Origin of the sequence: Pacificimonas flava (assembly GCF_000342165.1) — a bacterium.
GTDB classification, from domain to species: Bacteria; Pseudomonadota; Alphaproteobacteria; order Sphingomonadales; family Sphingomonadaceae; genus Pacificimonas; species Pacificimonas flava.
Genome location: NZ_AMRV01000011.1, coordinates 56,019 through 82,339 on the forward strand (window position 1 = coordinate 56,019; position 26,321 = coordinate 82,339).

General features: G+C 64.3%; 22 protein-coding genes and 2 tRNA genes. 13 read left to right on the forward strand and 11 right to left on the reverse strand.

Translation table 11 applies throughout. From position 1 onward, the window contains the following. Positions 1-35 precede the first annotated feature (35 nt). Together ilvC and C725_RS12935 are read left to right on the forward strand one after the other, a co-directional pair. Positions 36-1,055: a ketol-acid reductoisomerase gene (ilvC, locus tag C725_RS12930; RefSeq protein WP_008603620.1), complete on the forward strand. Its 1,020-nt coding sequence runs from the start codon at positions 36-38 to the stop codon at positions 1,053-1,055. A gap of 115 nt (positions 1,056-1,170) precedes the next feature. Continuing rightward, entirely contained in the window at positions 1,171-1,920 is a 750-nt protein-coding gene (locus tag C725_RS12935) for a YceI family protein (protein WP_008603621.1), read from the forward strand. Positions 1,921-1,997: 77 nt separating this feature from the next. Here C725_RS12935 and C725_RS12940 read toward each other — a convergent pair whose 3' ends face one another. After that, complete coding sequence (locus C725_RS12940; protein WP_008603622.1) at positions 1,998-2,996, reverse strand: L,D-transpeptidase family protein; 999 nt, start codon at positions 2,994-2,996, stop codon at positions 1,998-2,000. Between the two features lie 182 nt (positions 2,997-3,178). Here C725_RS12940 and C725_RS12945 point away from each other — a divergent pair, with 182 nt between their 5' ends. Genes C725_RS12945 through kynU form a run of 3 tightly spaced genes read left to right on the forward strand, consistent with a single transcriptional unit; the run spans position 3,179 to position 6,613 of the window. Further along, positions 3,179-4,591, forward strand: a complete 1,413-nt coding sequence (locus C725_RS12945) for a cytochrome P450 (protein WP_008603623.1) — start codon at positions 3,179-3,181, stop codon at positions 4,589-4,591. A gap of 52 nt (positions 4,592-4,643) precedes the next feature. Continuing rightward, positions 4,644-5,432: a tryptophan 2,3-dioxygenase gene (locus C725_RS12950; RefSeq protein ID WP_008603624.1), complete on the forward strand. Its 789-nt coding sequence runs from the start codon at positions 4,644-4,646 to the stop codon at positions 5,430-5,432. Next, positions 5,414-6,613, forward strand: a complete 1,200-nt coding sequence (gene kynU / locus C725_RS12955) for a kynureninase (protein ID WP_051051423.1) — start codon at positions 5,414-5,416, stop codon at positions 6,611-6,613. Before C725_RS12950 ends, kynU begins: the two co-directional genes overlap by 19 nt. Before the next feature lie 3 nt (positions 6,614-6,616). On the opposite strand, the gene C725_RS12960 is transcribed toward kynU, so the two are convergent. The 4 genes from C725_RS12960 to C725_RS12975 all read right to left on the reverse strand — a co-directional run bounded on the left by C725_RS12960 (position 6,617) and on the right by C725_RS12975 (position 9,120). Further along, complete coding sequence (locus C725_RS12960; protein WP_078056288.1) at positions 6,617-7,372, reverse strand: SDR family oxidoreductase; 756 nt, start codon at positions 7,370-7,372, stop codon at positions 6,617-6,619. Beyond that, entirely contained in the window at positions 7,359-7,622 is a 264-nt protein-coding gene (locus C725_RS15895; RefSeq protein ID WP_008603627.1) for an Lrp/AsnC ligand binding domain-containing protein, read from the reverse strand. Before C725_RS15895 ends, C725_RS12960 begins: the two co-directional genes overlap by 14 nt. A gap of 27 nt (positions 7,623-7,649) precedes the next feature. Next, a tRNA-Pro gene (locus C725_RS12970) sits at positions 7,650-7,726 on the reverse strand. 92 nt (positions 7,727-7,818) lie between these two features. Further along, the gene (locus C725_RS12975; protein ID WP_008603628.1) at positions 7,819-9,120 is read right to left on the reverse strand and encodes an FAD-dependent oxidoreductase; all 1,302 of its coding nucleotides are present in this window, start codon (positions 9,118-9,120) and stop codon (positions 7,819-7,821) included. Positions 9,121-9,195: 75 nt separating this feature from the next. On the opposite strand from C725_RS12975, the gene C725_RS12980 reads away from it, so the two are divergent. Together C725_RS12980 and C725_RS12985 are read left to right on the forward strand one after the other, a co-directional pair. Then, a complete protein-coding gene (locus C725_RS12980) occupies positions 9,196-10,101 on the forward strand; it encodes a peptidylprolyl isomerase (protein ID WP_008603629.1) in 906 nt (301 codons plus the stop codon). 33 nt (positions 10,102-10,134) lie between these two features. Beyond that, the gene (locus tag C725_RS12985) at positions 10,135-11,043 is read left to right on the forward strand and encodes a crotonase/enoyl-CoA hydratase family protein (protein ID WP_038283293.1); all 909 of its coding nucleotides are present in this window, start codon (positions 10,135-10,137) and stop codon (positions 11,041-11,043) included. Between the two features lie 30 nt (positions 11,044-11,073). Here the strand turns inward: C725_RS12985 and C725_RS12990 are convergent, their stop codons facing one another. Genes C725_RS12990 through C725_RS13000 form a run of 3 tightly spaced genes read right to left on the reverse strand, consistent with a single transcriptional unit; the run spans position 11,074 to position 17,026 of the window. Further along, positions 11,074-12,615 (reverse strand): efflux transporter outer membrane subunit, encoded by a 1,542-nt coding sequence (locus C725_RS12990; RefSeq protein WP_008603631.1) that lies wholly within the window; start codon positions 12,613-12,615, stop codon positions 11,074-11,076. Beyond that, positions 12,605-15,793: an efflux RND transporter permease subunit gene (locus tag C725_RS12995; RefSeq protein ID WP_008603632.1), complete on the reverse strand. Its 3,189-nt coding sequence runs from the start codon at positions 15,791-15,793 to the stop codon at positions 12,605-12,607. The genes C725_RS12990 and C725_RS12995 overlap by 11 nt, the downstream gene beginning before the upstream one ends. Before the next feature lie 3 nt (positions 15,794-15,796). Continuing rightward, positions 15,797-17,026 (reverse strand): efflux RND transporter periplasmic adaptor subunit, encoded by a 1,230-nt coding sequence (locus C725_RS13000; protein ID WP_008603633.1) that lies wholly within the window; start codon positions 17,024-17,026, stop codon positions 15,797-15,799. A gap of 98 nt (positions 17,027-17,124) precedes the next feature. Here C725_RS13000 and C725_RS13005 point away from each other — a divergent pair, with 98 nt between their 5' ends. Further along, entirely contained in the window at positions 17,125-17,787 is a 663-nt protein-coding gene (locus C725_RS13005) for a TetR/AcrR family transcriptional regulator (RefSeq protein WP_008603634.1), read from the forward strand. Positions 17,788-17,815: 28 nt separating this feature from the next. Here C725_RS13005 and C725_RS13010 read toward each other — a convergent pair. Continuing rightward, positions 17,816-17,889, reverse strand: a tRNA-Cys gene (locus tag C725_RS13010). A gap of 199 nt (positions 17,890-18,088) precedes the next feature. Between C725_RS13010 and C725_RS13015 the strand changes: the two genes are divergently transcribed. The 5 genes from C725_RS13015 (at position 18,089) to C725_RS13035 (ending at position 24,006) form a co-directional block, all read left to right on the forward strand. After that, on the forward strand, positions 18,089-18,730 hold the full coding sequence (locus tag C725_RS13015; protein WP_008603635.1) for a protein-L-isoaspartate O-methyltransferase family protein: 642 nt from the start codon (positions 18,089-18,091) through the stop codon (positions 18,728-18,730). Continuing rightward, on the forward strand, positions 18,730-20,220 hold the full coding sequence (locus C725_RS13020) for a TolC family outer membrane protein (protein ID WP_008603636.1): 1,491 nt from the start codon (positions 18,730-18,732) through the stop codon (positions 20,218-20,220). Before C725_RS13015 ends, C725_RS13020 begins: the two co-directional genes overlap by 1 nt. Positions 20,221-20,235: 15 nt before the next feature. Further along, on the forward strand, positions 20,236-20,565 hold the full coding sequence (locus tag C725_RS13025) for a DUF2497 domain-containing protein (RefSeq protein ID WP_008603637.1): 330 nt from the start codon (positions 20,236-20,238) through the stop codon (positions 20,563-20,565). A gap of 105 nt (positions 20,566-20,670) precedes the next feature. After that, positions 20,671-22,689: a S9 family peptidase gene (locus tag C725_RS13030; protein ID WP_008603639.1), complete on the forward strand. Its 2,019-nt coding sequence runs from the start codon at positions 20,671-20,673 to the stop codon at positions 22,687-22,689. A gap of 132 nt (positions 22,690-22,821) precedes the next feature. Continuing rightward, positions 22,822-24,006, forward strand: a complete 1,185-nt coding sequence (locus tag C725_RS13035) for an acyl-CoA dehydrogenase family protein (RefSeq protein WP_008603640.1) — start codon at positions 22,822-22,824, stop codon at positions 24,004-24,006. A 162-nt stretch (positions 24,007-24,168) separates the two neighbouring features. Here the strand turns inward: C725_RS13035 and C725_RS13040 are convergent, their stop codons facing one another. Together C725_RS13040 and C725_RS13045 are read right to left on the reverse strand one after the other, a co-directional pair. Further along, a complete protein-coding gene (locus C725_RS13040) occupies positions 24,169-24,456 on the reverse strand; it encodes a GIY-YIG nuclease family protein (RefSeq protein WP_038283296.1) in 288 nt (95 codons plus the stop codon). A 100-nt stretch (positions 24,457-24,556) separates the two neighbouring features. Next, the gene (locus C725_RS13045; protein ID WP_038283298.1) at positions 24,557-25,999 is read right to left on the reverse strand and encodes an aldehyde dehydrogenase family protein; all 1,443 of its coding nucleotides are present in this window, start codon (positions 25,997-25,999) and stop codon (positions 24,557-24,559) included. Positions 26,000-26,321 lie beyond the last annotated feature (322 nt).

Sequence of the window (26,321 nt, forward strand, 5' to 3'; positions counted from 1 at the left end):
CTGAACCCCCGAACCATTCAAGGAAGCGAAGAAGAATGAAGGTCTATTACGATTCCGACGCCGATCTGGGCCTGTTGAAGGCCAAGAAGATTGCCATTGTCGGCTATGGCAGCCAAGGCCACGCCCATGCGCAGAACCTGCGCGACAGCGGCGCCGGCGAGGTCGCGATCGCGCTGCGCGAGGGATCGGCCACCGCGAAGAAGGCCGAGGGCGCGGACTTCAAGGTGATGAGCAACGCTGAGGCGGCGAAGTGGGCGGACATCGTCATGTTGGCCGCGCCGGACGAGACGCAGGCCGCCATCTATGCAGACGACCTGGCCCCGAACATGAAGAAGGGCGCCGCCCTAGCCTTCGCGCATGGACTGAACGTTCATTTCGGCCTGATCGAGGCGCGGCCCGATCTGGACGTCATCATGATCGCGCCAAAGGGACCGGGCCATACGGTGCGCAGCGAATTCCAGCGCGGTGCCGGCGTTCCCTGTCTCGTCGCCGTTGCGCAGGACGCGACCGGCAATGCTCATGACATCGCGCTCGCCTATGCCAGCGGCATGGGCGGGGGTCGCTCCGGCATCATCGAGACGACCTTTCAGGAGGAATGCGAAACAGACCTGTTCGGCGAACAGGCCGTTCTGTGCGGCGGCGTGACCGCACTTGTCATGGCCGGCTTCGAGACGCTGACCGAAGCCGGATATGCACCGGAAATGGCCTATTTCGAATGCCTGCACGAAGTGAAGCTGATCGTCGACCTGATGTACGAGGGCGGCATCGCCAATATGCGCTACTCCATCTCGAACACGGCGGAATATGGCGACTACAAGACGGGTCCGCGCATCATCACGGACGAAACGAAGGCGGAGATGAAGCGTGTGCTGGCCGATATTCAGGCGGGCCGCTTCGTCAAGGACTTCATCCTCGACAACCGCGCCGGCAATCCGGAAATGAAGGCCGCGCGCAAGCGTCAGACGGCGCATCCCATCGAGGCGGTCGGCGAGAAGCTGCGCGCGATGATGCCGTGGATCGCCAAGAACAAGCTGGTGGATAAGGAAAAGAACTGAGGAGTGCCGGGGACTCGACAATCCGGCCCCGAACGTCTTTCCATGAGGGCGGCGGCAACCCCGCCGCCCCTTTTACGTTGGGCGCGCGGGACTTGCCCGATCAAAGGAGACGACAATGCGCCGATTGACGACACTAGCCCTGACCGCCGCCGCAATCGCGGCCCCCGCCCTCGCCTTGCAGAACACACAGCAGGCCGAGCAGCCCGCCGCCCCGCCCGCTGAACAGGCCGCACCGGCCGCACCGGCCGCGGCGCCGGCCGGAACGCAGCTGGACGCTATGGTCATGACGACCCCGCCCATGGACGGGGCGCCGGGCTCGCGGGATCCTGCAATGGTGACGGCGGGCACGTACATGATCGATCCCGGTCATACGCTCGTGACGTTCACCGTCGACCATATGGGCTTCAGCTCATTCACCGGTCAGTTAGGAAACCCAGAGGGCACGCTGACGCTCGACCCAGCGAACCCCGGCGCTGCGAGCGTCGAGGTCAGCTTCCCGATCTCGGAGGTTTCGACCACCAGCCCTGAACTCGACGAGCATTTGCAAGGCGAGGATTTCTTCGACGCCGCCAATAATCCCATGGGCACGTTCAAATCGACGGAAGTCGTCGTTCAGGGGGACCGGGCGGCCATCCGCGGCGATCTGACCCTGCGCGGCGTAACCAAGTCCGTGGTGCTGCAAACCGCCTTCTACGGCGCCGGGGAAAACCCGATGTCGAAGGCGAAGACCATCGGCTTTCGTGCGACGACCACGGTCAACCGAAGCGATTTCGGCATCGACTACGGTCTGCCGGCGGTCAGCGACGAGGTGCTGCTGGTGATCGACGCCGCATTCGAAATGCAGGGTGCCGCCAGCGAGGGTTAGACGCGAGCGTGCAGGGCAGCGGCTCAGAGTCTGACCGCTGCCCTGCACCCGAGCCCCCCTCGTGGTGCGCGGTGCGATCAGCCGACGAACTCGACGCTGGCACCGGCTTCGACCGCGTCCGCAAGCTCCCTTGCATCCCAGTTTGTCAGGCGCACGCAGCCATGGCTGGCCGTCTTGCCGATGAGCGCAGGATCCGGGGAGCCATGAATCCCGTAGGTTTCCTTTGACAGGTCGATCCAGACGCCGCCCACGGGATTGTTCGGTCCGGCTGCAAGCGACAAGGCCTCCTGCCCGCCCCAATTGTTCGTTTCCGGATCAAACGTGTAGTTCGCGTCCGGCGCGACAGTGACCACGGTCATTGTGCCGGATGGGCTCGGCATGTCGCTGGAGCCGACGGTCGCGGGATAGAAGGCGACCTGCCGATCGCCGGAATAGGCGCGCACACTGTTCTCCGACCGGTCGACGATGATCCTGTCGACCGGCTCGTCCAGCTTGGCCGGGCCGGCGGCCGCGACGATGAGCGCGCTGCCGACTGTCCACTCGGCATCGGGATTCATGGCGGTCAACAGGTCCACATCCATGTGATACCGCTCCGCAATCAGTTCCTGGATATTTTCATAGCCGAGGCTGTCCATCTCCGCCTGCTCGGCCATGGGTTCCGGAATTTTGCGAAACGGACGGTCGAGATCTGCGGATTTCAACGTGATGACCTTCAGAAAGCGTGCGGTGTCCTTCTCCCGCAGATGCTTCGTGAAGGCGCCGTCGACCTGCCCTGTCTCCTCCATGTCGTTGGCACGCTGATAGGCGCGCACGGCATCCGTGGTATTGCCGCCGCCAAGACCGTCGATGACACCGGGCGAGAAGCCTGCGCGATCGAGCATGATCTGAGCCGTCAACTGTCTCGCTGTGCGCTTGCCCGAAAGAACTCGGTCCGAAAGACTTTGCTTCACCCCCTCCTTCGTGTCCACCGCGCCCGCGAGACGATCCGATTGCGCCGCAGCGGGAAGGAAAGGCAGGGAGGACAGGACAGATGCAGCAGCGCAGGCGCTGAGAAGGGTGCTCGAAATACGGTACATGGCAAATCCTGATCTGAATGGACTTCCGCTTCTACGAGCCGGATCGGCGCTCCGTTCCCGGCGCAGCAGGGTGCGAGGTTTGTTCCCCTACGAGCTAGTAATTTGGGAGACTGGCGGACCCGCTTCGCTTCTTTTAGATTAGAGTCCGGCTCATCTTCTGTTCGCCTTGGGGAGTGCGTGATATGAATGCACCGGTTCATCCAGCGGAGTTTCGTACCGACGATGGCTCTACGCCTTCCGAGCGGTACCGGCGTCTGCGCGATCCAAGCTATGAGGAACTCAGCTACCTGCCGTCGGACGGGCGGAAATCGATTTGGGCCCGATTGCGCCATACGCGCCGATTTTTAAGGGACACGCTGGGGCTGATGCAGGAGAAGCACCAGAGGTTCGGACGGGTTTGGGTGAACCACAACCTGATGGGTCCGGGCGTGCAGCTGATCGGCCCCGAGGCGAACGAAATGGTCCTGATGAACCGGGACAAGGTGTTCTCATCCGAGCAAGGCTGGAATCCCGTTCTGGACATGCTGTTTCCCCGCGGCCTGATGCTGATGGATTTCGAGGAGCACCGGACGCACCGCAAGGCCCTGCAGGTCGCTTTCAAGCCTGCGCCCATGCAGAACTATCTGACCCTGCTGCAGGAAGGCATCCGCCGCCGCATCGCCGCGTGGCCGGAACGGCTGGATCTCTATCCGGCGATGAAGCAGCTGACGCTCGATCTTGCAGCCTCGTCGTTCCTGGGCATCCCCTGGGGGCCGGAGGCGGACCGCATCAACATCGCCTTCGTGGATATGGTACAGGCTTCGGTGACGCCCATTCGCCGTCCCCTGCCCTTCACGCAGATGCGGCGCGGCGTGCGTGGACGCGAATATATGATGCGCTTCTTCGGCGCCGAAATCCCCAAGCGGCGCGGCTCCGACGCCGACGACATCTTTACGCAAGTCGTGAATGCCCGGCACGAGGACGGCCAGCCGCTCAGCGATCAGGACGTCATCGATCATATGAACTTCCTGATGATGGCGGCGCATGACACGCTGACATCCTCATTAAGCTCGACAGTCTATTATCTTGGCACTCATCCGGAATGGCAGCGGAAAGTGCGGGAGGAGAGCGATGCGCTGCGGGCGGATTTCGGGCGCGACATTCCCTATACCCGTCTGGGCGATTTCGAGCTTGCGGAAATGGCATTCAAGGAGGCGATGCGCCTGCGCCCGCCCGTGCCCTTCATCCCGCGCCGCGCGCTCGCCGACTTCACCTACGGGAATTACCGTATACCCGCCGGCACGCATATCAGCATCAATCCCATGCTGGTGCACAGGTCGGCCGAAATCTGGGAGCGACCGGATGCGTACGATCCGTCCCGCTTCACGCGGGAAGCGGAAAAGGCGCGGCACAAACATGCCTATGTCCCCTTTGGCGGCGGCGCGCACATGTGCCTGGGCCTGCACTTTGCGTACATGCAGGCGAAGACGTTCCTGTTCGAACTGACTGGCGCGCGCATGATCGCCTATCCCCAGGGTTACGAGCCCGAATGGCAGATGGTACCGATGCCGAAGCCCCGCGATAATCTGCCGACGCATCTGTTCAAGCGCGTGTGAGGGCGCGCGCCGGGCTGTCCCTTCGCGGTGCATCCCGTTATTGCAGCCGGTCATGAGCGACATGACCTATGGCGATTATCTTCGCCTCGACCGCATTCTGGATGCGCAGGAGCCACGCTCCGGTGCGCATGACGAGCTGCTGTTCATCGTCATCCACCAAGCCTCCGAATTGTGGATGAAGCTATGCCTCCACGAGTTGGAGGGCGCGCGAGAGGCGCTGAAGGCCGACGATCTCGACCCCGCGTTCAAGATGATGTCGCGCGTCAGCCGGGTGCAGGCGCAGCTGATCCAGAGCTGGGAAGTGCTCTCCACCATGACGCCGGCCGATTACAGCGCGGTGCGACCGCACCTTGGTACGTCATCCGGTTTCCAATCGGCGCAGTACCGACTGATCGAATATATTCTCGGCAATAAGAACCCGAAGATGACCGCCGTGCACGAGGGGCGCGATACGGACTATGCCCGGCTCCGGGAGGCCGAGAAATTGCCCAGCCTGTACGACGAGGCACTCCGTGTGTTGGATCGGCGCGGAATTTCCATTCCGGACAGCCATTTGGAGCGCGATTTCACCAAGCCCTATGAAGCATCGGACGCGGTCGAGGCCGCCTGGATGGAGGTATACCGCAATCCCAAGGACCGGTGGGACCTGTATGAACTCGCGGAGAAACTCGTGGATCTGCAATATCATTTTCAGCTCTGGCGCTTTGGGCATCTGAAGACGGTGGAGCGGGTCATCGGCTACAAGACGGGTACCGGCGGCACCCCCGGCGTTCCCTATCTGGAAAGCGTGGTCGCCAAGACGTTCTTTCCGGAACTGCTGACATTGAGAACGAAGCTGTGACGCCCGGCGCATTTCGCGACCGCTTCCACCTGCCGAAAGGCATTTACATGGACGGGAACAGCCTCGGCCCCCTCCCGCTGGCAGCGGCCGAGCGTCTGCGCCGAACGGTGGACGAGGAATGGGGCGACAGCCTTATCGCCAGCTGGAATACGCATGGCTGGATGAACGCCCCGGAGCGCATCGGCGACCTGATCGCACCCTTGATCGGCGCCGGTCCCGATGAAGTGGTCGTCGCCGACAGCGTTTCGGTGAACATCTTCAAATTGGCGGCCGCCGCACTGATCGCCCGGCCGGACCGACATGTCATCGTCAGCGAGCCCGGCAATTTCCCAACCGATCTCTACATGATCGAGGGGCTGCGGCGTTTGCGGCCGGAGGTCGAACTGCGCCTGGTGGAGAGGGGACGCGTCGCGGAGGCGCTGGACGAAGATACCGCCCTCCTGATGCTGACGCATGTCCATTACAAGACGGCCGAAATGTTCGATATGCGTGCCCTCACCAAGGCAGCGCACGCAGCCGGCGCATTGGCGCTCTGGGATCTCAGCCATTCGGCGGGCGCCGTGCCGGTGGACCTGCGCGGCGTGGGCGCCGATTTCGCGGTGGGCTGCGGGTATAAATATCTGAACGGCGGCCCCGGCGCCCCAGCCTTTCTGTATGTCGCGGAACGTCACCGGAACACGCTCATTTCCCCGCTCTCCGGCTGGCTGGGCCACGAGGCGCCGTTCGCCTTCGACGACGATTACCGCCCAGCGCCCGGCATCCGCCGCTGGCGCGCCGGAACACCGCCTATCCTAAGCCTGTCCGCACTGGAGGCCGGAGCTTTGCTGTTCGCGGACGTCGATATGACAGATTTATGGACGGCCTCCCAGGCGCTGTCGCAGCGTTTCGTCGAGCGGGTGGAGGCGACCTGTCCAGGCCTGACGCTGATATCGCCGCGAGATTCTGCTGGGCGGGGCAGCCATGTCAGCTTCGCGACGGAAAACGCCTACGAGATCATGCAGGCGCTGATCGCGCGCGGCGTGGTGGGCGATTTCCGCGCGCCCGAGGCGCTGCGCTTCGGCTTCACGCCGCTTTATCAAAAGATGGAGGATATGGACGCCGCCGCGGACATTCTGGCAGAAATCCTGCAAGCAGAAAGCTGGCGCGCTCCGGAATATGCCAACCGCAACGCGGTGACCTGAACCCTATTCGACGTAGATCATCTTGCGTGTCATGCCGCCGTCGGCGATCAGCGTCTGTCCTGTGACGAAGCCAGCGGTCGCGAGATAGTGCACCGCGCGGGCGATGTCCTCCGGCGCGCCGACGCGCCCGGCAGGATGCTGCTCATGATCGGCCCGGCCAAGCTCGTCGCGCGAGCCGGTCTCGATCCAGCCGGGCAACACGGCGTTGGCGCGTACCTCCGGCCCGTAGCTGATGGCAAGCGCATGGGTGAAGGCAACGAGCGCGCCCTTGGCCGCGGCGTAGCTTTCCGTATGCGGCTCCGACATGATGGCGCGGGTGGAGGCCATGTTGACGATGGAGCCCTTTGCCCGGCGCAGGAGCGGCAGCGCCGCGCGGGTCATCAGGAATGCCCCCGTCAGATGGCTGTCCTGCCAACGCTGCCAGTCGCTTAGCGACAATTCCTCGAGCGGGCCGCAAACCGGATCCGCAAGGCCGGCATTGTTGACGAGCAGCTTCAGTCCGCGCCCGGCCGCCTGCTCCTTTGCAATGGATTCGAATACACGGCCGACCTCCTTTTCGTCGGAAACGTCGAGGAGAATCGTGTCCACCCGTGTCGGAAACGAGTCCTGCGCAAGTCCCTGGAGTGCGTCTGCATCCTTATCGGCGGCGATGACCTGCCAACCATGCTGCGAGAGATAGTGTACGATGCCGCGGCCGATGCCCCGTGCACCGCCGGTGATCAGCGCAAGCGGCGCCGCGGCGTCGTCAGTTGACGAAATCGCCGATGTCCGATCCGTAAACGCGGAAACTCATCATGGTCTGGGTTTCCCGCAGATGCGCCACGCGATGCAGCTTATCCTGCACGAAGTCGCTGATGGACTGCAGATCCTCGAACGTCACCTTGATGAGAAGATCGTGATCGCCGGTGACGGAATAGACCTCGCTCACCTCATCGAGTTCGGCAACGGCTTCGCCAACGGTCTCGGCATGGCCCAGGTCGCACTTCGCAAGAATGAACAGGCGGTACATGCCGGCAGGTTCCCCCAGCGAAAGAAATGGTCGGAGAGAGAGGATTCGAACCTCCGGCCCCTGCCTCCCGAAGACAGTGCTCTACCAGGCTGAGCTACTCTCCGACGCTCCAGCGAGCGGCGCATATAGCGGCCGGTCCGGGCGGGGGCAAGCGCAGTCTGGGCGCGGTGATGCTAATTTCTGTGACGGCTGCCGCCTAGCTCTTCGCTGCGTCCAGCATCTCCTCGACCTGTACGAACTTTTCGCGGGGCGAGCCGATGCGCGCGCGGGCGATTTCGGCCGCGTCTATGTTCTGCCATTCCGAGAAACGGACGATGTCGAGACCGCGCGCTTCGATCAGCGCATCGAGGCCCGCGCGCCCCGCCTTGCCGCCGGCCCCCTGCAGGTCGGCCTGCAGCAGTTCGGCCACATGATATCCGTCGGGCTTGTTCGTACCGATGGTGCCGGTCGGACCGCGGCGTGCCCAGCCAACGCAGTAGAGGCCGGGCGATATGCGGCCGTCGCGGTTCTCGAACACGCCGCGCCCCTCATCGAACGGAACACCGGCGATGGGACTCGTGCGGTAGCCGATAGCACTGATGACAAGTCCGCAGTCGAGCGTGGTCAGTTCGCCCGTTCCCACCGCGCGTCCATCGGTCCCGAGTTCGGTCCGCTCCAGTTCAACACGCTCGACCCGGCCGCTACCTTCGACCCGCACCGGGCGCTGAAAGAAATCGAAACTGACGGTGACATCCTTCGGAATGCGACTGCCGGCAAAGTCGCGCAGAAAGCCAACAACCTTTCGCGTCCCGGGCTCAAGGTCCTCGTCCGCTTCCAGTGGCGGGAAATGGGCCGGATCGGCGATGGCGGCGGCTCTGGCAAGTTGCCCCATTTCTCCCAGTTCCTTCGGTGTGAAACTGACTTGGTGGGGTCCGCGCCGACCAAGAATATGGATATGCCGGATACGGCTGGTCGCAAGCCGTTCGGCGGCATGCGCCGCGATGTCGGAGGATGAAAGTTCGTCTGGCGTCTTTGCGAGGATGCGCGCGCAGTCGATCGCCACATTGCCATTGCCGATGATGATCGCCGTGGCCTGGTCCAGTGGCGGATCAACGGCGACGAAGTCGGGATGGCCGTTATACCAGCCCACGAATTCGGCCGAACCGAGTACGCCCCGCAAATTCTCGCCCGGCAAGCCAAGCGAGCGGTCGTGCGGCGCACCGGTCGCCAGGACCACCGCATCGTAGAGCGACGACAGTTCGGCAATGGAAATGCCGCCCTCCCCCACGGGCAGGTTGCCGACGAAGCGAACCTCGTCCGACAGGGCCGTCTTCTCGTAGCGCCTCGAAACCGCCTTCAGCGACTGATGATCAGGTGCCACGCCAGACCGGATCAGGCCGAAGGGGGTTGGCAACCGGTCGATGATGTCGATGCGCGCATCGGCGCCGAAACTCTTCTGCAGCGCCTCTGCTGTGTAATAGCCGGCGGGTCCGGATCCGACGATCGCGACATTCAGCATGCGGCCTCCCAATCCCTGTCGGCCAAGAGTAGGCTGCGGATCGCGCATGTAAAGCCGAAGGAGACAGAACACCCTATGCCCATCATCTCCCCTGCCCTGCTGCTACTTGCGGCCGCTCAGGCGCCGGCCGCGGACACCGGGATACCGCCCGGCACCGCCGCGGTTCTGGACGATCCGGACACGCGCTGGATTCAGCCGGACCCGGAATGGACGCTCTACATGGACATGGCCGGGATGGACGAGATCGAGGGCGGGCGCGTCGTCATCCGCCTGTCGAAGGGGATCGGTCGGCAGAATTCGGAAAACATAAAGCGTTTGGTTCGCGCCGGCCATTTCGCGAACGGCAGCATCGACAGGGTTCAGGAAAACTATGTCGTTCAATGGAGCGGCGCCGCCAATGCACCGCGCGGCGCCGCGGAGGGTGCCGTGCCGGGTGAGTTCGAGGCACCGCGCGGGGAGGCGGGGATGCTATCGCCGATCCCCTTCAGCGATGCCTATGCGCCGCAGGTGGGATTCCTGAACGGGTTCCCGGCGGCGCAGGATGGCAACAGAACGTGGCTTGCGCACTGCTACGGCGCTCTGGGCGTCGGACGCGGCGACGATCCGGACGGGGCCGACGGCAGCGAACTCTACGTCGTCATCGGCCAGGCGCCCCGCCATCTCGACCGCAACATTACGCTCGCGGGTCAGGTGCTGTCCGGCATGGAGTATCTGACCTCTCTGCCGCGCGGAACGGAGGCGCTCGGCTTCTACCGAGAGGGCGCCGCCAAGCCGCGCATTGCGAATATCCGCGTTGCGGCGGACGTACCGGCGACGGAGCGCGAGGATATCGAGCTTATGGAGATGTCGGGTCATACCCTCGCCGCGTGGGCGGACGCGCGGGCGAACCGCGCTCGCGACGGCTGGTTCAACTACAGCCACGGCGCCATCGACCTGTGCAATCTGCCCGTTCCCGTCCGGCGCTCACCGCGCGAAGAGTGACGGCAAGCGCCACAATGTTCGGGGAGAGCCATCATCGATTATGATCAGATCCGCTACGAGGTGGAGGACGGCATTGCCGTTCTGACGCTGTATCGGCCGGACAAGATGAACGCCTTTACCGGCGAGATGATGTTCCAGATGATCGACGCCTTCGACCGCGCCGATGCCCAGGATGATGTGCGCGCGGTAATCGTCACCGGCTCTGGCGAGCGGGCCTTCTGCGCCGGCGCCGACCTGTCGGCGGGTGCGAAGACGTTCGATTACGATGCGCGCAGCGACCGGCCGGACCGCAAGGGGTCCGCCGTCGGGACCGACGGCAGCATCGACTATTCCCATGACGCGGTTCGTGACGGCGGCGGGCGCGTGGCGCTGCGAATCTTTGAAATGAAGAAGCCCGTCATCTGCGCCGTCAACGGCGCGGCCGTCGGCATCGGCGTCACCATGCAGCTGCCGATGGACATCCGCATTGCCAGCGAGACCGCGCGCTTCGGTTTCGTCTTCGCGCGCCGAGGCATTACGCCGGAAGCGGCCTCCTCCTGGTTCCTGCCGCGGATCGTCGGCATCTCCAAGGCACTGGAATGGTGCTATTCCGGCAGGGTTTTCGACGCGCAGGAGGCGCTGGCCGGCGGGTTGGTCAGCGAAGTGCTGCCACCCGACGAATTGCTGCCGCGCGCAAAGGAGATTGCCCGGGAGATCGCCGACAACACCGCCCCGGTCTCGGTCGCGCTGACGCGGCAGATGATGTGGCGCATGCTGGGCGCAGATCACCCGATGGAAGCGCACAAGGTGGACAGCCGCGCCATCTACTCGCGCGGCCGGACCGGCGATGCGAAGGAGGGCGTGGTGAGCTTTCTGGAGAAGCGCAAGCCCGACTATCCGGTAAAGGTATCGGACGGCATGCCAGATTTCTTTCCCTGGTGGGACGAACGACCCTACGAATAGGGAAGACTCGTCCGGCGGAAACGGGCGGATCTAGCCCTCGGCCCGGTCCGCCGGTGCGGGAACTGCGTCTGGATCCTGTTCCGGCGGCGCGACATTGGCGGCCGCAGCCTCCGTGCCGCCGCCAAGAGCGATGTAGAGGCCGACATAGGATTCCGCCAATTGCCGCTCCAGCGTGATGCGATTCTGACGGGCGGCGAACAACTGGCGTTCCGCGTCCAGAACTTCCAGATACTGCGCGACGCCCTCATTATAGCGCAGGCGTGCCAGCCGCGCGATCGCGCTGAGCGCTTCGACGTTACGGTCCTGCGCCTCCACCTGTTCGGCAAGCCAGCGGCGGCGGGCAAGTGAGTCGGACACTTCCTGAAAGGCCGTTTGCACCGTGCGCTCGTAATTGGCGACCTGAATCACCTCTCTTGCGCGCGCCACATCCAGATTGCCCTCGCGCCGTCCCCAATCGAAGATCGGCAGGTCGATGCTGGGACCGAATGACCAGCTTAGCCCGTCCTCCCCGACCAACTCGTCAAGCGCAATCGAGGAGAAGCCGATGGAGCCGGTCAGGCTGATGGTCGGAAAAAATGCCGCTCGCGCAGCGCCGACATTCGCCCGGGCGGCAAGAAGATCATACTCCGCGCCGATGATATCGGGTCGGTTCAACAGCAATTCCGAGGGCAGGCCGGCCTGCAGATTCCGGATGAGATCCTGTTCTTCGAGAGTTCGCCCCTCCGGCAGGGTGCCCCGCACCGGTCCGCCGATCAGGACGGACAGCGCATTCCGGGTTTCCGCCTGCGCCAGCCGAAGCGACGCCAATTCCGTCTCCGCCTGCGTCAACAGGGATTGGGCCTGGCGAAAGTCGAGAGCCGACGTCACACCCGCGTTCAGACGCTGCTCGGCGATCTCCAGTTCCTCGAGCCGACTTTCGAGCGTGCTCTCGGCGATGTCGATCCGTTCCGCATTTTCCAACATGATAAAATAGTTGGAAGCCACATCCGCGATCAGCGACAGTCGAAAGGCGCGCTGCGCGGAGACGGTGGAAAGATATGTGGCGAGCGCTGCATCGCTGAGGTTCCGAACACGGCCCCAGAAATCGAGTTCATAGGCCGTAACACCAAGCGCCACCTGATAGTTCGTCAGCGTGATCGAGGAGGGCAGGTCCGCATCCTGATTGCCGTCCTCGCCGTCCACGTCCTCATCGCCGGTTTGCCCGGATCCGACGGCAAAGGCGGGGTTGGCATTCAGCGGCGTGCGGCTGCGCGTCACGCTGCCATTGACACCCACTTCCGGAAAGCGTGCGCTGCGCTGGATGCGGAACTGGCCGCGCGCTTCCTCGATACGCGCCGTCGCCACAACGAGGTCGCGATTGTTGACGAGCGCCGTGTCGATAAGCGCGCGCAGACGCGGATCGCCGAAGAAATCGCGCCAGGCGACATCGGTCGCGCGCGCCGCTCCCGCCGGGCGATATTCCGCATCGTAGGCCGGCGCGGTCGGAAGCTCCGGGCGCGCGTGCGGCGGTGCCAGGTTGACGCACGCCGCCGTCGACAGAAGCAGCAGGGGAAGGAAACGACTAGGCGTCATGGGTTGCTCCGGACGTGCCCTCGGTCTGCGCCGCTCCGGCGGATTCCTCTTTGGCCTCCAGCGTTCCGGCCGCATGCGGCCGCTGCCGGCTGAGATGGCGCCGGACGACGAGGTACAGGGCGGGAATGAAGAAAATGCCGAGCGCGGTCGCGGCGATCATGCCGCCCATCACGCCGCTGCCCACCGCGATCCGGCTGGCCGCGCCCGCGCCGGAAGCCAGCACCAGCGGCACCATGCCCAGAATGAAGGCGAGCGACGTCATGATGATGGGACGCAGGCGCAGGCGCGCCGCCTCCAGCACCGCATCGAACGGTTTCTGCCCCGCCTCCTCCGCCTCAATGGCGAATTCGACGATCAGGATCGCGTTCTTGGCGGCAAGGCCGATGATCGTGATCAGACCGACGTTGAAGTAGACGTCCGCGCTGAGGCCGCGGATCATTGAGAAGATTACCGCGCCGAGCACGCCCATGGGAACGATCAGCAGTACTGATACTGGAATCGCCCAGCTTTCGTACAGCGCCGCCAGCAGCAGGAACACGACGATCACCGATAGGCCGAGAAGCGCGCCGACCTGTCCGCCGGCCTGCTTTTCCTCATAAGACGTGCCGGTCCACTCATAGCCGATGCCCTCCGGAAGGTCCGCGGCGAGCCGCTCCATCTCCAGCAGGGCTTCGCCTGAGGAGACGCCCGGCGCCGGCGTTCCCGAAATCGTCAGTGCCGGATAGCCGTTATAGCGCTGCAATTGCGGCGGACCGGCCGTCCATTCGACGGAACTGAAGGCGCTGAAGGGAACGAGTTCGCCGTTGCGGTTCGGAATGCGGATGTCGAGCACGTCCTCGGGCTCCAGCCGGCTTGCGGCCTCTGCCTGGACCAGCACCTGCAGGACGCGCCCTTCCCGCGTGAAGTCGTTGACGTAGGCAGAACCGAAATTGATCGACAGGGCCGCGTTGACGTCGGCGATGGACAGGCCGAGGGACGTTGCCCGCAGACGGTCGATCTCCACGCGCAGCTCGGGACTGTTCGGCTGCGTTTCGGGACGCACGCCGGCCAGCACGGAGCTTTGCATCGCCGCGCCGAGGAGCTGCCCCTGCGCCGCATTCAGCGCCTCTCGACCGACGCTGCCGCGATCCTCCAGCTTGAAGGTAAAGCCGCTGGCATTGCCGAGCTGCTGGATGGGCGGCGGGTTGATGACGAACGCCATCGCGCCCTCGATCTGCGAAAAGACAATGTTCGCCTGCTGGATCAGGCTTTCGGCCGAGGTTTCATCCGTCGTGCGCTCTTCCCACGGTTTCATGTTGGTGAAGATCAGCGCCATGTTCTGGCCCTGGCCGAAAAAGCTGAAGCCGCGGATGACCACCGTGTCTTCGACCGCCTCGTTCTCGAACCAGAATTCGCTGATCGGATCCAGCGCCTCGTTAAGGCGCCCGCGCGTCGCGCCCGGCGGCGCCTGGATGGCCGTAATCGCATAGCCCTGATCTTCGGTCGGCAGGAAGCCGCCCGGCAGACGCAGGAACAGGAAGACCGTGGCGATCACCAGCGCCAGGAATATGGCAAGCCAGCGCATCGGCGTCGTCAGGATGCGCCGGGTGGCGTGCTGATAGCGTTCGGTCGAACGTCCGAACCAGCCGTTGAACTTGGCAAAGAACTTGCCGAAGAACCGCCCTCCCCGCTCGCCGGAATGCGGCTTCAGCAGCGTCGCGCACAGCGCCGGGGTCAGCGTCAGCGCCATCAGCGCGGAAAACAGGATGGAAATCGCCAGCGTGACGGAGAATTGGCGATAGATGCCGCCCGTCGAACCGGGGAAGAAGGCCATGGGCAGGAACACCGCGGCCAGCACCAGCGTGATGCCGACAATAGCGCCGGTGATCTGATCCATCGCCTTTCGCGTCGCCTCGAGCGGCGGCAGCCCCTCCTCGTCCATGATGCGTTCGACATTTTCGATGACGACGATGGCGTCGTCGACAAGGATACCGATCGCCAGCACCATGCCGAACAGCGACAGCACGTTGATGGAAAAGCCGAAGACCCAAAGGCCGAGGCAAGCGCCCGCGAGTGCGATGGGCACGACGAGCGTCGGGATGATCGTCGCGCGCCAGCTTTGCAGGAACAGGAACATGACCAGGAAGACGAGGGCCATGGCCTCGACGAGGGTCTTCACCACCTCCTCGACGGATGAGGTGACGAAGGGCGTGGTGTCGAACGGCACCTGCCAGGCGATGTCGGGCGGAAAGCCGCCTTCCAGCTCTTCCATGCGCTCGCGCACGCCGGTCGCCGTCGCAATGGCGTTGGCGCCGGTCGCGAGCTGCACGGCGATGCCCGCCATGGGCTGGCCGTTCAGCGCCGTCGTCTGATTGTAGGTCTGCGCGCCGAGTTCCACGCGCGCCACATCGGCCAGCCGAACGGTCGAGCCATCCGGATTTGCGCGCAGGATGATCTGCTCGAATTCCTCCGCGGTTGAGAAACGGCCCTCGGTGATGATCGTGGCATTCACCTGCGCCGTATCGCCGTTTGGAAGCGCGCCCAGCGAACCGCCGGCGGTCTGGCTGTTCTGCTCCTGCACCGCAGCGAGAACCGCAGATGGCGAAAGGCTGTAGGATGCAAGTTTCTCGGGGTCGAGCCAGATCCGCATGGCATATTCCGACCCGAACAGAATGACGTCGCCGACGCCCTGCACGCGGCGCAGCTCGTCCACCACCTGATTGGCCGCGTAATTGCTCAGCTCCAGCGTGCTGGTGTCGCCGCTCTTCGACGTCAGCGCGACGATCATCAGGAAGCCGGCGGAGGTCTGGCGAACGGTGATACCCTGTCGCCGCACCTGCTCCGGCAGGCGCGCCTCGACCGTGCTCAGCCGGTTCTGCACCTCGGTTTGGGCGATATCGATGTCGGTCCCGGCCTCGAATGTCAGGGTGATCTCGGCCGTGCCGTTCGAGCGGCTGGTCGAGGCCATGTAGAGGAAGCCGTCGACGCCGTTCAGCTGCTGCTCGATGACCTGCGTGACATTCTCCTCCAGCGTCGTCGCGTCGGCGCCGGGGTAGGTCACGGTGATGGTCAGGGAGGGCGGCGCCACCTGAGGATATTGTTCAATGGGAAGGCCGCGCAGCGCAATCAGGCCGGCGAGCATGATGCCGAGCGCCAGCACCCAGGCGAAGACGGGCCTGTCGATGAAATAGCGTGCCATGGTCTATTCCGCCGGCCGGCTCGTTTCGGTCGTCGGTGCTTTGCCCGCCGATGCCGCGCCTGCCGGAGCCGCGGCCGTGCCGGAATTTTCACCGCCCGGTGCGGCCTGCCCAGCCCCCTGCTGTCCCTTGAGTTGCACGGGCGCACCTGGCTGAACCTTTTGCAGGCCGTCGACGATGACTCGATCGCCCGCTTCCAACCCGGACTCGATGATCCACTTTTCGCCATCGAGCGGGCCGAGCTCAACGAGGCGCGCAGCCACGATATTGTTCTCACCCACGACGAAGACGCTGGCGCTGTCCTCCGCAACCTGAACGGCGCGTTGCGGAATTTCGATCCCGCCCTCGCGTTCCCCGGCGATGATGCGGGCGCGCACGAACTGCCCGGGCAACAGCGCGCGCTCCGGATTTGGAACCTCCGCACGCAAGGAGACCGTGCCGGTATCCTCCGCCACGGTCAGGTCGAGGAAGTCGAGCCGGCCGCTGATTCCGTATGGCGTTCCGTCCTCGTAGAAGATCTGAACCGTCGCCTGGTCCGGCCGCTCGATATTCAAGCGGCCCTGTTCGATATCCCGCCGTATCTGCAGCAGGCCGGAGGTCGACTGGGAAAAGTTGATGTAGACGGGGTCAAGCTGCTCCACACGCGTCATCAGCGTCGCCTCGGTCTGGCTGACGAGCGCGCCTTCGCGCACCTGCGCCCGGCCCGCCCGACCGGCGATCGGCGCATTCACCGTCGTGTAGCTGAGGTTCAGGCGAGCCGCCTCCGCAGCGGCGCGGGCCTCGGCAACGCTGGCCTGCGCTGCCCGCTGCTCCGCGATGGCCGCGTCATATTCCTGCCGGCTGATCGCCTGCTGGTCGACGAGGCCGCTATAGCGCTCGACCACCTGCTGAGCATTGGCTGCCGACGCCTCGGCGCGTTGCAGCGTCGCCTGCGCCTGCTGATAGGCTGCCCGCATTTCGCGGGGGTCGATTGTGAACAGAACCTGGTCCGCCGCCACGTTCGACCCTTCTTCATAGGCGACACGCTCGACGATACCGGTAACGCGTGCCCGAACATCCGCCGTCCGAAGCGATTCGACGCGGCCGGGAAGCTCGATGATATTCGGCACACTCGTCGTTTCCACGACAATGGTGCCCACGACTGGCGGCGGCGGCGCAGCCTGCTCCTGTTCGCCACCACAAGCCGACGCCAAGATGGCGAGCGCCGCGGGAAAGAATTTCGTTCGAACGCTCATCGGGGGTTCAGCCACTTCTTCATATTCGCAGTTGCAGCATGTGTAATTTCGATTACACGGCAATACAAGATGCAAAATCAGGTTTCGGAACGTGTTTTATGACGGGTCAGCACGAGCGCCTCAACGCCAGACGTCAAGCGATTACTGACGCGGCAAAGCGACTCTTCGTTCGCCAGGGTTACGAATCGACCAGCCTCGCGCAGATCATAGAGGTCTCGGGCGGTTCCCTTGCCACGCTCTACAAAATGTTCGGCAACAAGGAGGGCGTTCTCCTGGCCGTTCTGGCCGACGATCCGAGCAACGGTCTTCGGACGATCGAGCGCATCGCCTCCGAGGATTTGACGCCGCACGAAACCTTGATGCGCATCGGCCTCAGCATGCATGAGAAGTTCATGCGTCCGGAGACCCTGGCCATGATGCGCATCTGCATCGGCCTCAGCCTGAAGGACAAGGCGTGGGGCGAGCGGCTCGACACGGCTCTGGCGGAACCGACCAAGCAACGGCTCGCCGCCCTCTTTTCAGCCTGGCAGGGCGAGGGCGCCATACCGGCCGGGGACAACCCGGTCGAACTCGCGGAAATGTTTCTGGGCATGATCGTCCACGAATTCCAGCTTCGTGCCATCATGCAGCGCGACGACATCTCGATCTGCGACGCCGCCGTCTGTCGGCGCGTGCGGCGATTCGGACGCGCCATCGGGATGCGTGAGGAACCGTGGAAAACCACTGCGTCCGTTCGGGAAACGGCGAGCGACGGAACGTAGGGCACCGCAGGCGAAAGTGCCGAAATTCTGGAGGCCCGAGCCGGAATCGAACCGGCGTACAAGGATTTGCAGTCCTCTGCGTAACCACTCCGCCATCGGGCCTCGACAGCTTGAGGCGGCAGTATCGCCCCCTCGGAAGGAGCGCGGCTCTAACAGCGCGGCTTGGCGAAGGCAACTGTAGGCCCTACACGATGCGCGAGACGCCGCTCCGGGCACTTGCGGCGCGCTGTATTAGGTGTATAACTCACCCGTATGTTGAACCGCTCGAACACTGATCCGTATGTTGAGGATACCGAACGCCGTGACCGAACCTGATTTTGCGAAGATGCGGAGAGCGATGGTCGATGGCCAGCTTCGTCCCAACACCGTAACCGAGGACCGCGTGGTCTCGGCCTTTCGAACCGTTCCCCGCGAAGCGTTCGTCCCCACCGAGTTTCGCCCCTTCGCCTATTATGATGAAGATATCGAGATCGCGCCCGGGCGGTTCCTGCTGGAGCCGCTGACACTGGGCCGGCTGCTGGACCGCGCCAATATCCGGGAGGGCGAGCGGACGCTCGTCATCGGGGGCGGCACCGGTTATAGCGCGGCGCTGCTGGCGATGCTGGGCGCGAATGTGGTCTCCCTCGACAGCGAGGATGTTGCGCCAGCGGCGGCTGCGGCCGATTACAAAATTCAGTTCGTCACCGGAGACTTGACGGCCGGTCATGCGGACGGCGCACCCTATGACATGATCCTGTTCGAGGGGTTCGTCCAACAGATCCCCGCCGATATCGTCGCGCAGGTGGCGGAAGGCGGCCGCATCGCCGCCGTCACCATGGATGAGGGCGCGCCGCGTGCCGGCATCGGCCGCGTCTTCGGGCATCGTGTCGGGTGGACGTTTTTTGCCGACGCCTATGTGCCCGCGCTCCCCGGCTTCGCTCCGAGGCGGGAATTCACGTTCTGATGCGGTATTTCTGTTCGCGGATCGCCATCGCCGGCGGTCTGGCCGCGACGGCTGCCATTTCCCCCGCCTCGGCGGAAACGCTGCAGGATGCCTTTGCGTCCGCCTATTCCTCCAATCCCGACCTGACGAGTGCCCGGGCCGGTCAGCGGATCACGGACGAGACGCTGATACAGGCGCGATCCGCCACCCGCCCGACGGTAAGCGGCCAGGGCGTGATCGACCAGCAGACCTCCAACCCCGGCAGATTCGACGATCAGAGCCGGTTGGTGAACGTCGGTATCGAGCTGCGTCAGCCCGTCTACCGTGGCGGCCAGATTCGCAACGATCTGAAGGCTGCGGACCGCGGCGTTCTCGCCGGACGCGAGCAGATGCGCGGCACGGAAAACCAGGTCATGCTCGACACCGTCACCGTCTATATGGACGTGCTACGCGATCAGTCGGAAGTCGAACTGACCGAGAACAACGTGCGGGTGCTGGAAAGGCAATTGCAAGCCTCTCAGGACCGGTTCGAGGTCGGCGACGTAACGCGCACCGACGTCGCCCAATCGGAAGCGCGCCTAGCGCTTGCGCGTAGTCAGAACATCGCGGCGCTCGCCAATCTGGAGGCGAGCAAGAACGCCTATGCGCGTGTCGTCGGGCATGCGCCAGACGACCTGCAGCCGCCCCCGCCGCTGCCGCCGCTGCCGGACTCGCCGGAGGAAGCGGTCGATACGGCGCTTGAGCAGAACCCGTTCATCATTTCTGCAAGGCTGCAGGAAGATGCGCAGCGTTACCGGGCCAAATCGGCGCGCGCCGCACGGCTGCCCAGTGTCGATGCGACATTCGCGGTCGGCTATACGAACTTTCGCGGCGTCGTCGCCGGCGGTGGCGGCCTGCGCGCCGGCGGCGTCGACTTTACGCAGAACATCGGCGCGACCGTCACGGTCCCGCTCTATCAGCGCGGACAGGTTGGCAGCCAGATTCGCAGCCAGATGGCCCGTGCCGACCAATTGCGGGAGGATGCGCTGAACGCTGAACGACAGGTGATCGAGCGGGTGCGTACGGCGTTCGAAAACCTTCGGGCTGCGCGGGCGACGATTCAGGCCTCGAGCATCGCGGTCGATTCGAATACCCTCGCCCTCGAGGGGACGCGCGCGGAGCTGACGGTCGGCACGCGAAATATTCTCGACGTACTGAATGCAGAGCAGGAATTGCTCAACGCGCAGGTCCAGCTCGTCCGCGCCGAGCGCAATTCCTATGTGGCCGGCTTCGCGCTTCTCGCGGCCCTTGGCCGTGCGGAGGCGAGCGATCTGAGCGTGCCCGTTGAACTCTATAATTCCGAAGAATATCTCGACCGGGCGGACGATCACTGGTTCGACTGGGATGCCGAGTTCGAGGCACAGCCGCTGCGCACCGACGTGAAGGTGCCGGCGCGGCCCGATATCGTGCAGCCGCCGATCCCCGATCCGACGCCGGCGCCGCCCAGCGTCGACGAGATCGCCGAGGGTTAGAGAGCGACAGACACCATGTCCGAGAAGCCGGATCAGCCGAAACAGTCGATGAACGAGATCCTTGCGTCGATCCGCGCCATTATCGGCGACGGGGACAGCGCATCGGCGAAGGGCAAGCAGACGACGGCGTCCATTGCCGAGGCACTGGCGGAAGATGATCCCGCCCCCACACGACCTGCACCGCCACCGTCCGGGCCGCAATCCCACCGCATTGGCACCTTGACCGTGGAGGAACTGGCGGCGGAACTGATGCGGCCGATGTTGCAGCGCTGGATGGATGAAAACCTGCACGACATCGTCAAGGATCTCGTCGCCGGCGAGGTGAAGCGTAAGGTCGGGCGCTAGGAGCGGAACGCGGGAGCGGCGGTATCGACGACGCTGGTCGGAGATCGACGAAAATTCGCCCCTACAATTTTGCCATGGACGAAACGCCGCGCTAGCAGTTCGGCCATGAAGATCCTTTCCACCGCAGCCACGCTGTTCCTCGCCGCGACGTCGCTTGCCGCACCGGCATCCGCTCGCCCGTTCACCGCCGACGACCTCGCCGGTCTCAACCGGCTCGGCGACAGCGCCCTCTCCCCGGACGGAAACACGCTCGTCTTCTCGATGCGGGAAACGGATTTCGAGGCAAATAGGGGCCGCACCGACCTCTTTCGACTCGATCTGTCGAGGGCGAACGCCACACCGCAGCGCTGGCTGGCCGATCCCGAATCGGACTCCAGCCCGGTTTTCTCGGCCGACGGCACGGCCGTCTATTGGTTGTCGGGCCGTTCCGGCGACGCGCAGGTGTGGCGTGCACCGCTGTCGGATGGTGAGCCCATGCAGATCACGCGCATCGAGGACGGCATTTCGGGATTTCACCTGTCGCCGACGGACGACCGCGTCGTCTACTGGAAGACGGTGTCCACCCCGGATGACGCGGCGGGCAGCGGCATGGTCTACGACCGGCTGTTCGTGCGCCAGTGGGACACGTGGACGGATGGCGACCGGCAGCAGATTTTCTCCCTCGCCCTCGGTGCGAACGGCACGACGGGGGATCCGGTGGCGCTGAGCGCGGACCTGACCGGCAACGTACCCACCCTGCCCTTCGGCGGCGGCGAAGACGTTGCCTTTTCGCCCGATGGCCGCACGATCTATTTCGTGATGCGGGAAGCGACGCCGGACGAAGCTTGGTCGACAAACACCGACATCTACGCGGTGCCGGCCGACGGGAGCGCTGCGGCGGAAAACCTGACCGCGGACGCGAAGGGCTATGACCGCAATCCCGTTCCTTCGCCGGACGGTCGCTATCTCGCCTACCTTTCCATGGAGACACCGGGCTACGAGTCCGATCAGGCGAAGCTGATGCTGCGCGACCTGCAATCGGGAGAGGTGCGGGCCATGTCGGCCAACCGGACGATGTCGGTGGACAACATCGTCTGGGGTCCGGATTCCGAAAGCATGATCATCGGGCGGCACGAGGGCTGGAATGCCCGCGCGCACTGGATGGACCTCGATACGCGCCACCGGCTGCTGAACCTGCCGGAGGGGGCGGTGAGCGTCGTCGACTATACCGAAGACGGGGTCCTGTTCTCGCGCTCCTCCCTGACCGAGCCGGGCGACCTCTACTGGCTCAGCGGCAATAGCGGCAGCGACGTACGCCGGCTGACCGCGATCAACGCCGAAAAGCTGGAGGGGGTTGAATTTTCGGAGGTGGAACGCTTCAACTTCTCCGGCGCGCAGGGCCACAATGTCTTCGGCTATGCCGTGAAACCGGCAGGCCTTGCGGAGGGCGCCGTTGCCCCCACGGTACTCTGGTCGCATGGCGGACCGCAGGGCCAATGGTCGAACGCCTGGTCGACGCGCTGGAACCCGATGGTTTGGGCGGGACAAGGCTATGCCATCGTCACCGTCGATTTCCACGGTTCGTCCGGCTATTCTCAGGATTTCACCGATTCCATTCAGGGCGACTGGGGCGGCAAGCCGCTGAAGGACTTGCAAATGGGCCTGGCCTACGCCCGCGGCCGGTTCCCGTGGCTCGACAGCGACAAGGCCTGCGCGGCGGGTGCCTCCTACGGCGGCTACATGATGAACTGGATCGAGGGGAATTGGCCGGACGAATTCGCCTGCATCGTCAACCATGACGGGCTCTTCGATGTTCGCTCCATGTATTATTCGACGGAGGAACTGTTCTTTCCCGAACATGATTTCGGCGGGCCCTATTTCGAGAATGAGGAGCTGTACGAACGCTGGAACCCGGTGAATTTCGTCGACGAATGGAAAACGCCCATGCTCGTCATCCACGGCGAGAAGGATTACCGTGTGCCGATCGAACAGGGTCTCGGTGCCTTCACGGCCCTGCAGCGCAAGGGCATCGACAGCCGCCTGCTGGTCTTCCCGGATGAAAATCACTGGGTGCTGAAGCCCAACAACAGCCTGCAATGGCACAGCGAAATCTTCCGCTGGCTGGACGAATATCTGAAGGACTAGCCGCGCCAATATACTGCCGCCCTGTCTCCTCGCGGCCGGTCGTACCATATCGCATAGGGTGACAGCGGCTCGTCCGCCTCCTACGACTTTGGCCGCACAGCACCGATGCAAGAGGATCGAGAGGACCCCGCCATGGCGCGCCAGAACGGACAGGTGAACGAGGGCATGGACGCCGAGAGTTTCGAGGCGTTTCTGGAGCAGCTGGACCGGTGGGTACGAGAGCGCCTGATCCCGGCCGAAGCCCGGACCATCGAGATGAACCGGGTCCCGGACGACGTCCGGCAGGAGATGGTCGACATGGGGCTGTTCGGCATCACCACGCCGGAGGCCTATGGCGGCGCCGGGATGAAGACCTCGCAGTATATCGAGACCATGAAGCGCATCAGCTATGCGGCGCCTGCCTATCGATCGCTGCTGTCGATCAATGTCGGCATGGTGACGACGGCGCTGGTGAAGGGCGGGACCGACGCGCAGCGGCAGGAATGGCTGCCGAAACTGTCCGGCGGCACCATCGCCGCCTTCGCACTGACCGAGCCTGGCTCCGGCTCCGACAGTGCGGGCCTGACGACGACCGCGGTTCGGGATGGCGACCATTATGTACTGAACGGCACCAAGCGCTACATCACCAACGCGCCCTTTGCCGACATGGTGATCGTCATGGCGCGCACCTCGAAGGAGAACTTGCCAAAGAACGCGCATGTCAGCGCCTTTCTGGTGCCGGTGGATGCCCCCGGTGTCACCATCGGCAAGCCCGACGAGAAGATGGGCCAGGCGGGCGCGCAGATCGCCGACGTCATTCTGGAGGACGCGCGCATTCCGGCGGAGAACCTCCTTGGCGGGGAGGAGGGCAAGGGCTTTCAGGTGGCGATGCAGAGCCTCGACAATGGCCGCTTGTCCATTGCCGCCTGCTCCACCGCCTATGCCCAGCGCGCCCTCGACAGCGGGCTGAAATATGCGACCGAGCGCAAGGCGTTCGGAGAACCGATTTCGGGCTTTCAGTTGATCCAGGCGATGCTGGCGGACTCCAAGGCGGAAATCTATGCCAGCGAATGCATGATCAGGGACGCCACGGCAAAGGCGGACACCGGACAGCGCGTGTCGATGGAGGCCGCCTGCGCCAAGATGTTCGCCAGCGAAATGTGCGGCCGCGTGGTCGACCGAGTCGTGCAGATCTATGGCGGCGCTGGCTATTTGAAGGAATATGACGCCGAACGCTTCTTCCGCGACGCCCGCCTCTACCGCATCTACGAGGGCACGACGCAGATTCAGCAGCTCGTGATCGCCAAGGCCATGCTGCGGGAGGTTGGGGCGCTTTAGGGCAAAAGATGGACGCTGGCTCCGGCGGCGCCGCCATGGCGTAGATCCCGGCTTTCGCCGGGATGACGCTGAATGGTGGAGTATTCCCAACCGTCATCCCGGCGGAAGCCGGGATCCACGCCGTGGGGATTCGCCCCGACGCTGAGGCTGCTGTCCCCATGCTCAGGCGTGCAGCCAGCGGGAGAGGTCGAACCAGTCGGGGTTCCGCTTCTCGATGGCCTCGACCTTCCAAGCGCGTTTCCAGTCCTTCATGCGCTTTTCGCAGGCGATCGCGTCGTCGACGCTTGCGAATTCCTCGTACCAGACGAGGCGGTGGCATTTGTATCGGCGGGTGAAGGCACTGCCCTCGCCGCGCCTGTGCTGGGCGGTGCGCTCGGGGAGATCGGCTGTGACGCCGATGTAGAGAGTGCCCTGTTTCCGGCTTGCCATGATGTAGGTGTAGCCGGGGATTTTGCGTTCTCCTTCAATCAGACATTTCGCGGCTGGGTTGTTATGGCGTGGATCCCGGCTTTCGCCGGGATGACGGAGAGTGGGGTGTCAGGAGTATGGCTCACTCGGCCGCCTGTTTTTGTTCGAAGCCGAGGATCGCTTTCGTTTCCAGGAACTCGGCGAAGGCGTGGTCGCCCCATTCGCGGCCGTTGCCGGATTGCTTGTAGCCGCCGAAGGGGGCGGTGAAGTCGACGCCGGCGCCGTTGATGTTGACCTGTCCGGCGCGCAGCTTGCGGGCGATGTCCCGTGCCGTGCCGAGATCCTTGGCCTGCACATAGGCGGCGAGGCCGTAGGGCGTATCGTTCCCCTGCTCGATGGCGATATCGAGATCGTCATAGCCGAGGATGGAGACGACGGGGCCGAAAATCTCCTCCCGCGCGATGGTCATGTCGTTGGTGACATTGGCAAACACGGTCGGCTTCACATAGTAGCCCTTGTCGAGGCCATCGGGCCGGCCTGTGCCGCCGGTCACGAGTTCGGCCCCCTCCTCGATGCCCTTCTGAATGAGGCCCTGGATCTTGTCCCACTGCGTTTCGGACACGACAGGTCCCATGCGGCTGTTGCCGTTCGGATCGCCGGGCGCCCAGCCCTCCGCCGTCTTGGCGGCGACGGTCTTGGCTTCCTCCATGCGCGCGGCGGGCACGAACATGCGGGTGGGCGCATTGCAGCTTTGCCCGGAGTTCATCATGACGCCGCTGATGCCGCGCGACACCGCCTCCCCGAACCCGTCATCGTCGACGAGGATATTGGGCGACTTGCCGCCGAGTTCCTGGTGTACGCGCTTCACCGTCGGCGCGGCGTCCTGCGCCACGGCAATGCCCGCCCGGGTGGACCCGGTGAAGCTAACCATGTCGACATCGGGGTGCGAGCTGATGGCGCTGCCCACCGTCGGCCCGTCGCCGTTGACGAGGTTGAAGACGCCCTTCGGCACGCCGGCGGCGTCCAGCACCTCGGCCAGAAGATAGGCGGAGAACGGCGCCACCTCCGACGGTTTCAGGACGATGGTGCAGCCGACGGCGAGCGCGGGCGCGATCTTGCACGCCATTTGGTTGATCGGCCAGTTCCATGGAGTGATGAAGCCGCAGACGCCGATCGGCTCCTTGGCGATGACCGTGGTGCCGCGCGGCTCCTCGAACGTATAGCGCTTCAGCACCTCCATGGCGGTGTTGAAATGCGCCATGCCCATCGCGGCCTGTGCCGAGGTTGCGAGCCAAGAGGGGGCGCCCATTTCCTCCGTGATCGCCCTGGCGATGTCGTCCTGCCGCTTCTGATATTCGCCCATGATGGCGCCGAGAAGTTCCAGCCGATCCTCGCGGCTGGAGCGGCCGAAGCTGGCGAATGCCTGCTTCGCCGCGGCAACCGCCTTGTCGACATCGGCCTTGCCGCCCATGGCAATTTTTCCGGCGGATTCCTCCGTCGCCGGGTTGATGACGTCGAGTGTCTTCGCGCCCGCTGCCGGCTCCACCCACTCGCCGCCAATGTAGAATTTCGTGTAGTCGCGCATGACCGTTCCTCCGGCTTTCGGTTCCGTTTTCAGGGTCAGTGTAGCGCGCCGCGCGTGCCGGCGGCACCTGTCCGAAATGGCGAGCGGAAATCGGCGGAACGCCGCGGAAGTTGACAGGGTCCGGTTTTCGGAAGTGGACAAAGTGGACACTCACCGCGCGTATGTGCGCGGGGCGGCGGGTCGGTTTCGAAAGGGGAAGCGCCGGCATGGAGGGAGTGTGCGGCGGGGAGTCCTATTATGGTAGGGGTGGATTGTTTTTTTTGGGGGGTGGGAGCGACCCTCCCCCGGCCCCTCCCTGACCAGGGAGGGGAGTAGTGGTGCG

Excerpts from the sequence above, each read along its gene's own strand:
- C725_RS12945 (WP_008603623.1), top strand. The coding sequence starts at position 3,179 with ATGAATGCACCGGTTCATCCAGCGGAGTTTCGTACCGACGATGGCTCT.
- C725_RS13025 (WP_008603637.1), top strand. The coding sequence starts at position 20,236 with ATGTCCGAGAAGCCGGATCAGCCGAAACAGTCGATGAACGAGATCCTT.
- C725_RS12975 (WP_008603628.1), bottom strand. The coding sequence starts at position 9,120 with ATGCTGAATGTCGCGATCGTCGGATCCGGACCCGCCGGCTATTACACA.
- C725_RS12940 (WP_008603622.1), bottom strand. The coding sequence starts at position 2,996 with ATGTACCGTATTTCGAGCACCCTTCTCAGCGCCTGCGCTGCTGCATCT.
- ilvC (WP_008603620.1), top strand. The coding sequence starts at position 36 with ATGAAGGTCTATTACGATTCCGACGCCGATCTGGGCCTGTTGAAGGCC.
- C725_RS12935 (WP_008603621.1), top strand. The coding sequence starts at position 1,171 with ATGCGCCGATTGACGACACTAGCCCTGACCGCCGCCGCAATCGCGGCC.
- C725_RS13020 (WP_008603636.1), top strand. The coding sequence starts at position 18,730 with ATGCGGTATTTCTGTTCGCGGATCGCCATCGCCGGCGGTCTGGCCGCG.
- C725_RS12980 (WP_008603629.1), top strand. The coding sequence starts at position 9,196 with ATGCCCATCATCTCCCCTGCCCTGCTGCTACTTGCGGCCGCTCAGGCG.
- C725_RS13030 (WP_008603639.1), top strand. The coding sequence starts at position 20,671 with ATGAAGATCCTTTCCACCGCAGCCACGCTGTTCCTCGCCGCGACGTCG.
- C725_RS13035 (WP_008603640.1), top strand. The coding sequence starts at position 22,822 with ATGGCGCGCCAGAACGGACAGGTGAACGAGGGCATGGACGCCGAGAGT.
- C725_RS12990 (WP_008603631.1), bottom strand. The coding sequence starts at position 12,615 with ATGACGCCTAGTCGTTTCCTTCCCCTGCTGCTTCTGTCGACGGCGGCG.
- C725_RS13005 (WP_008603634.1), top strand. The coding sequence starts at position 17,125 with ATGACGGGTCAGCACGAGCGCCTCAACGCCAGACGTCAAGCGATTACT.
- C725_RS15895 (WP_008603627.1), bottom strand. The coding sequence starts at position 7,622 with ATGTACCGCCTGTTCATTCTTGCGAAGTGCGACCTGGGCCATGCCGAG.
- C725_RS13000 (WP_008603633.1), bottom strand. The coding sequence starts at position 17,026 with ATGAGCGTTCGAACGAAATTCTTTCCCGCGGCGCTCGCCATCTTGGCG.
- C725_RS12995 (WP_008603632.1), bottom strand. The coding sequence starts at position 15,793 with ATGGCACGCTATTTCATCGACAGGCCCGTCTTCGCCTGGGTGCTGGCG.
- C725_RS12950 (WP_008603624.1), top strand. The coding sequence starts at position 4,644 with ATGAGCGACATGACCTATGGCGATTATCTTCGCCTCGACCGCATTCTG.
- C725_RS13045 (WP_038283298.1), bottom strand. The coding sequence starts at position 25,999 with ATGCGCGACTACACGAAATTCTACATTGGCGGCGAGTGGGTGGAGCCG.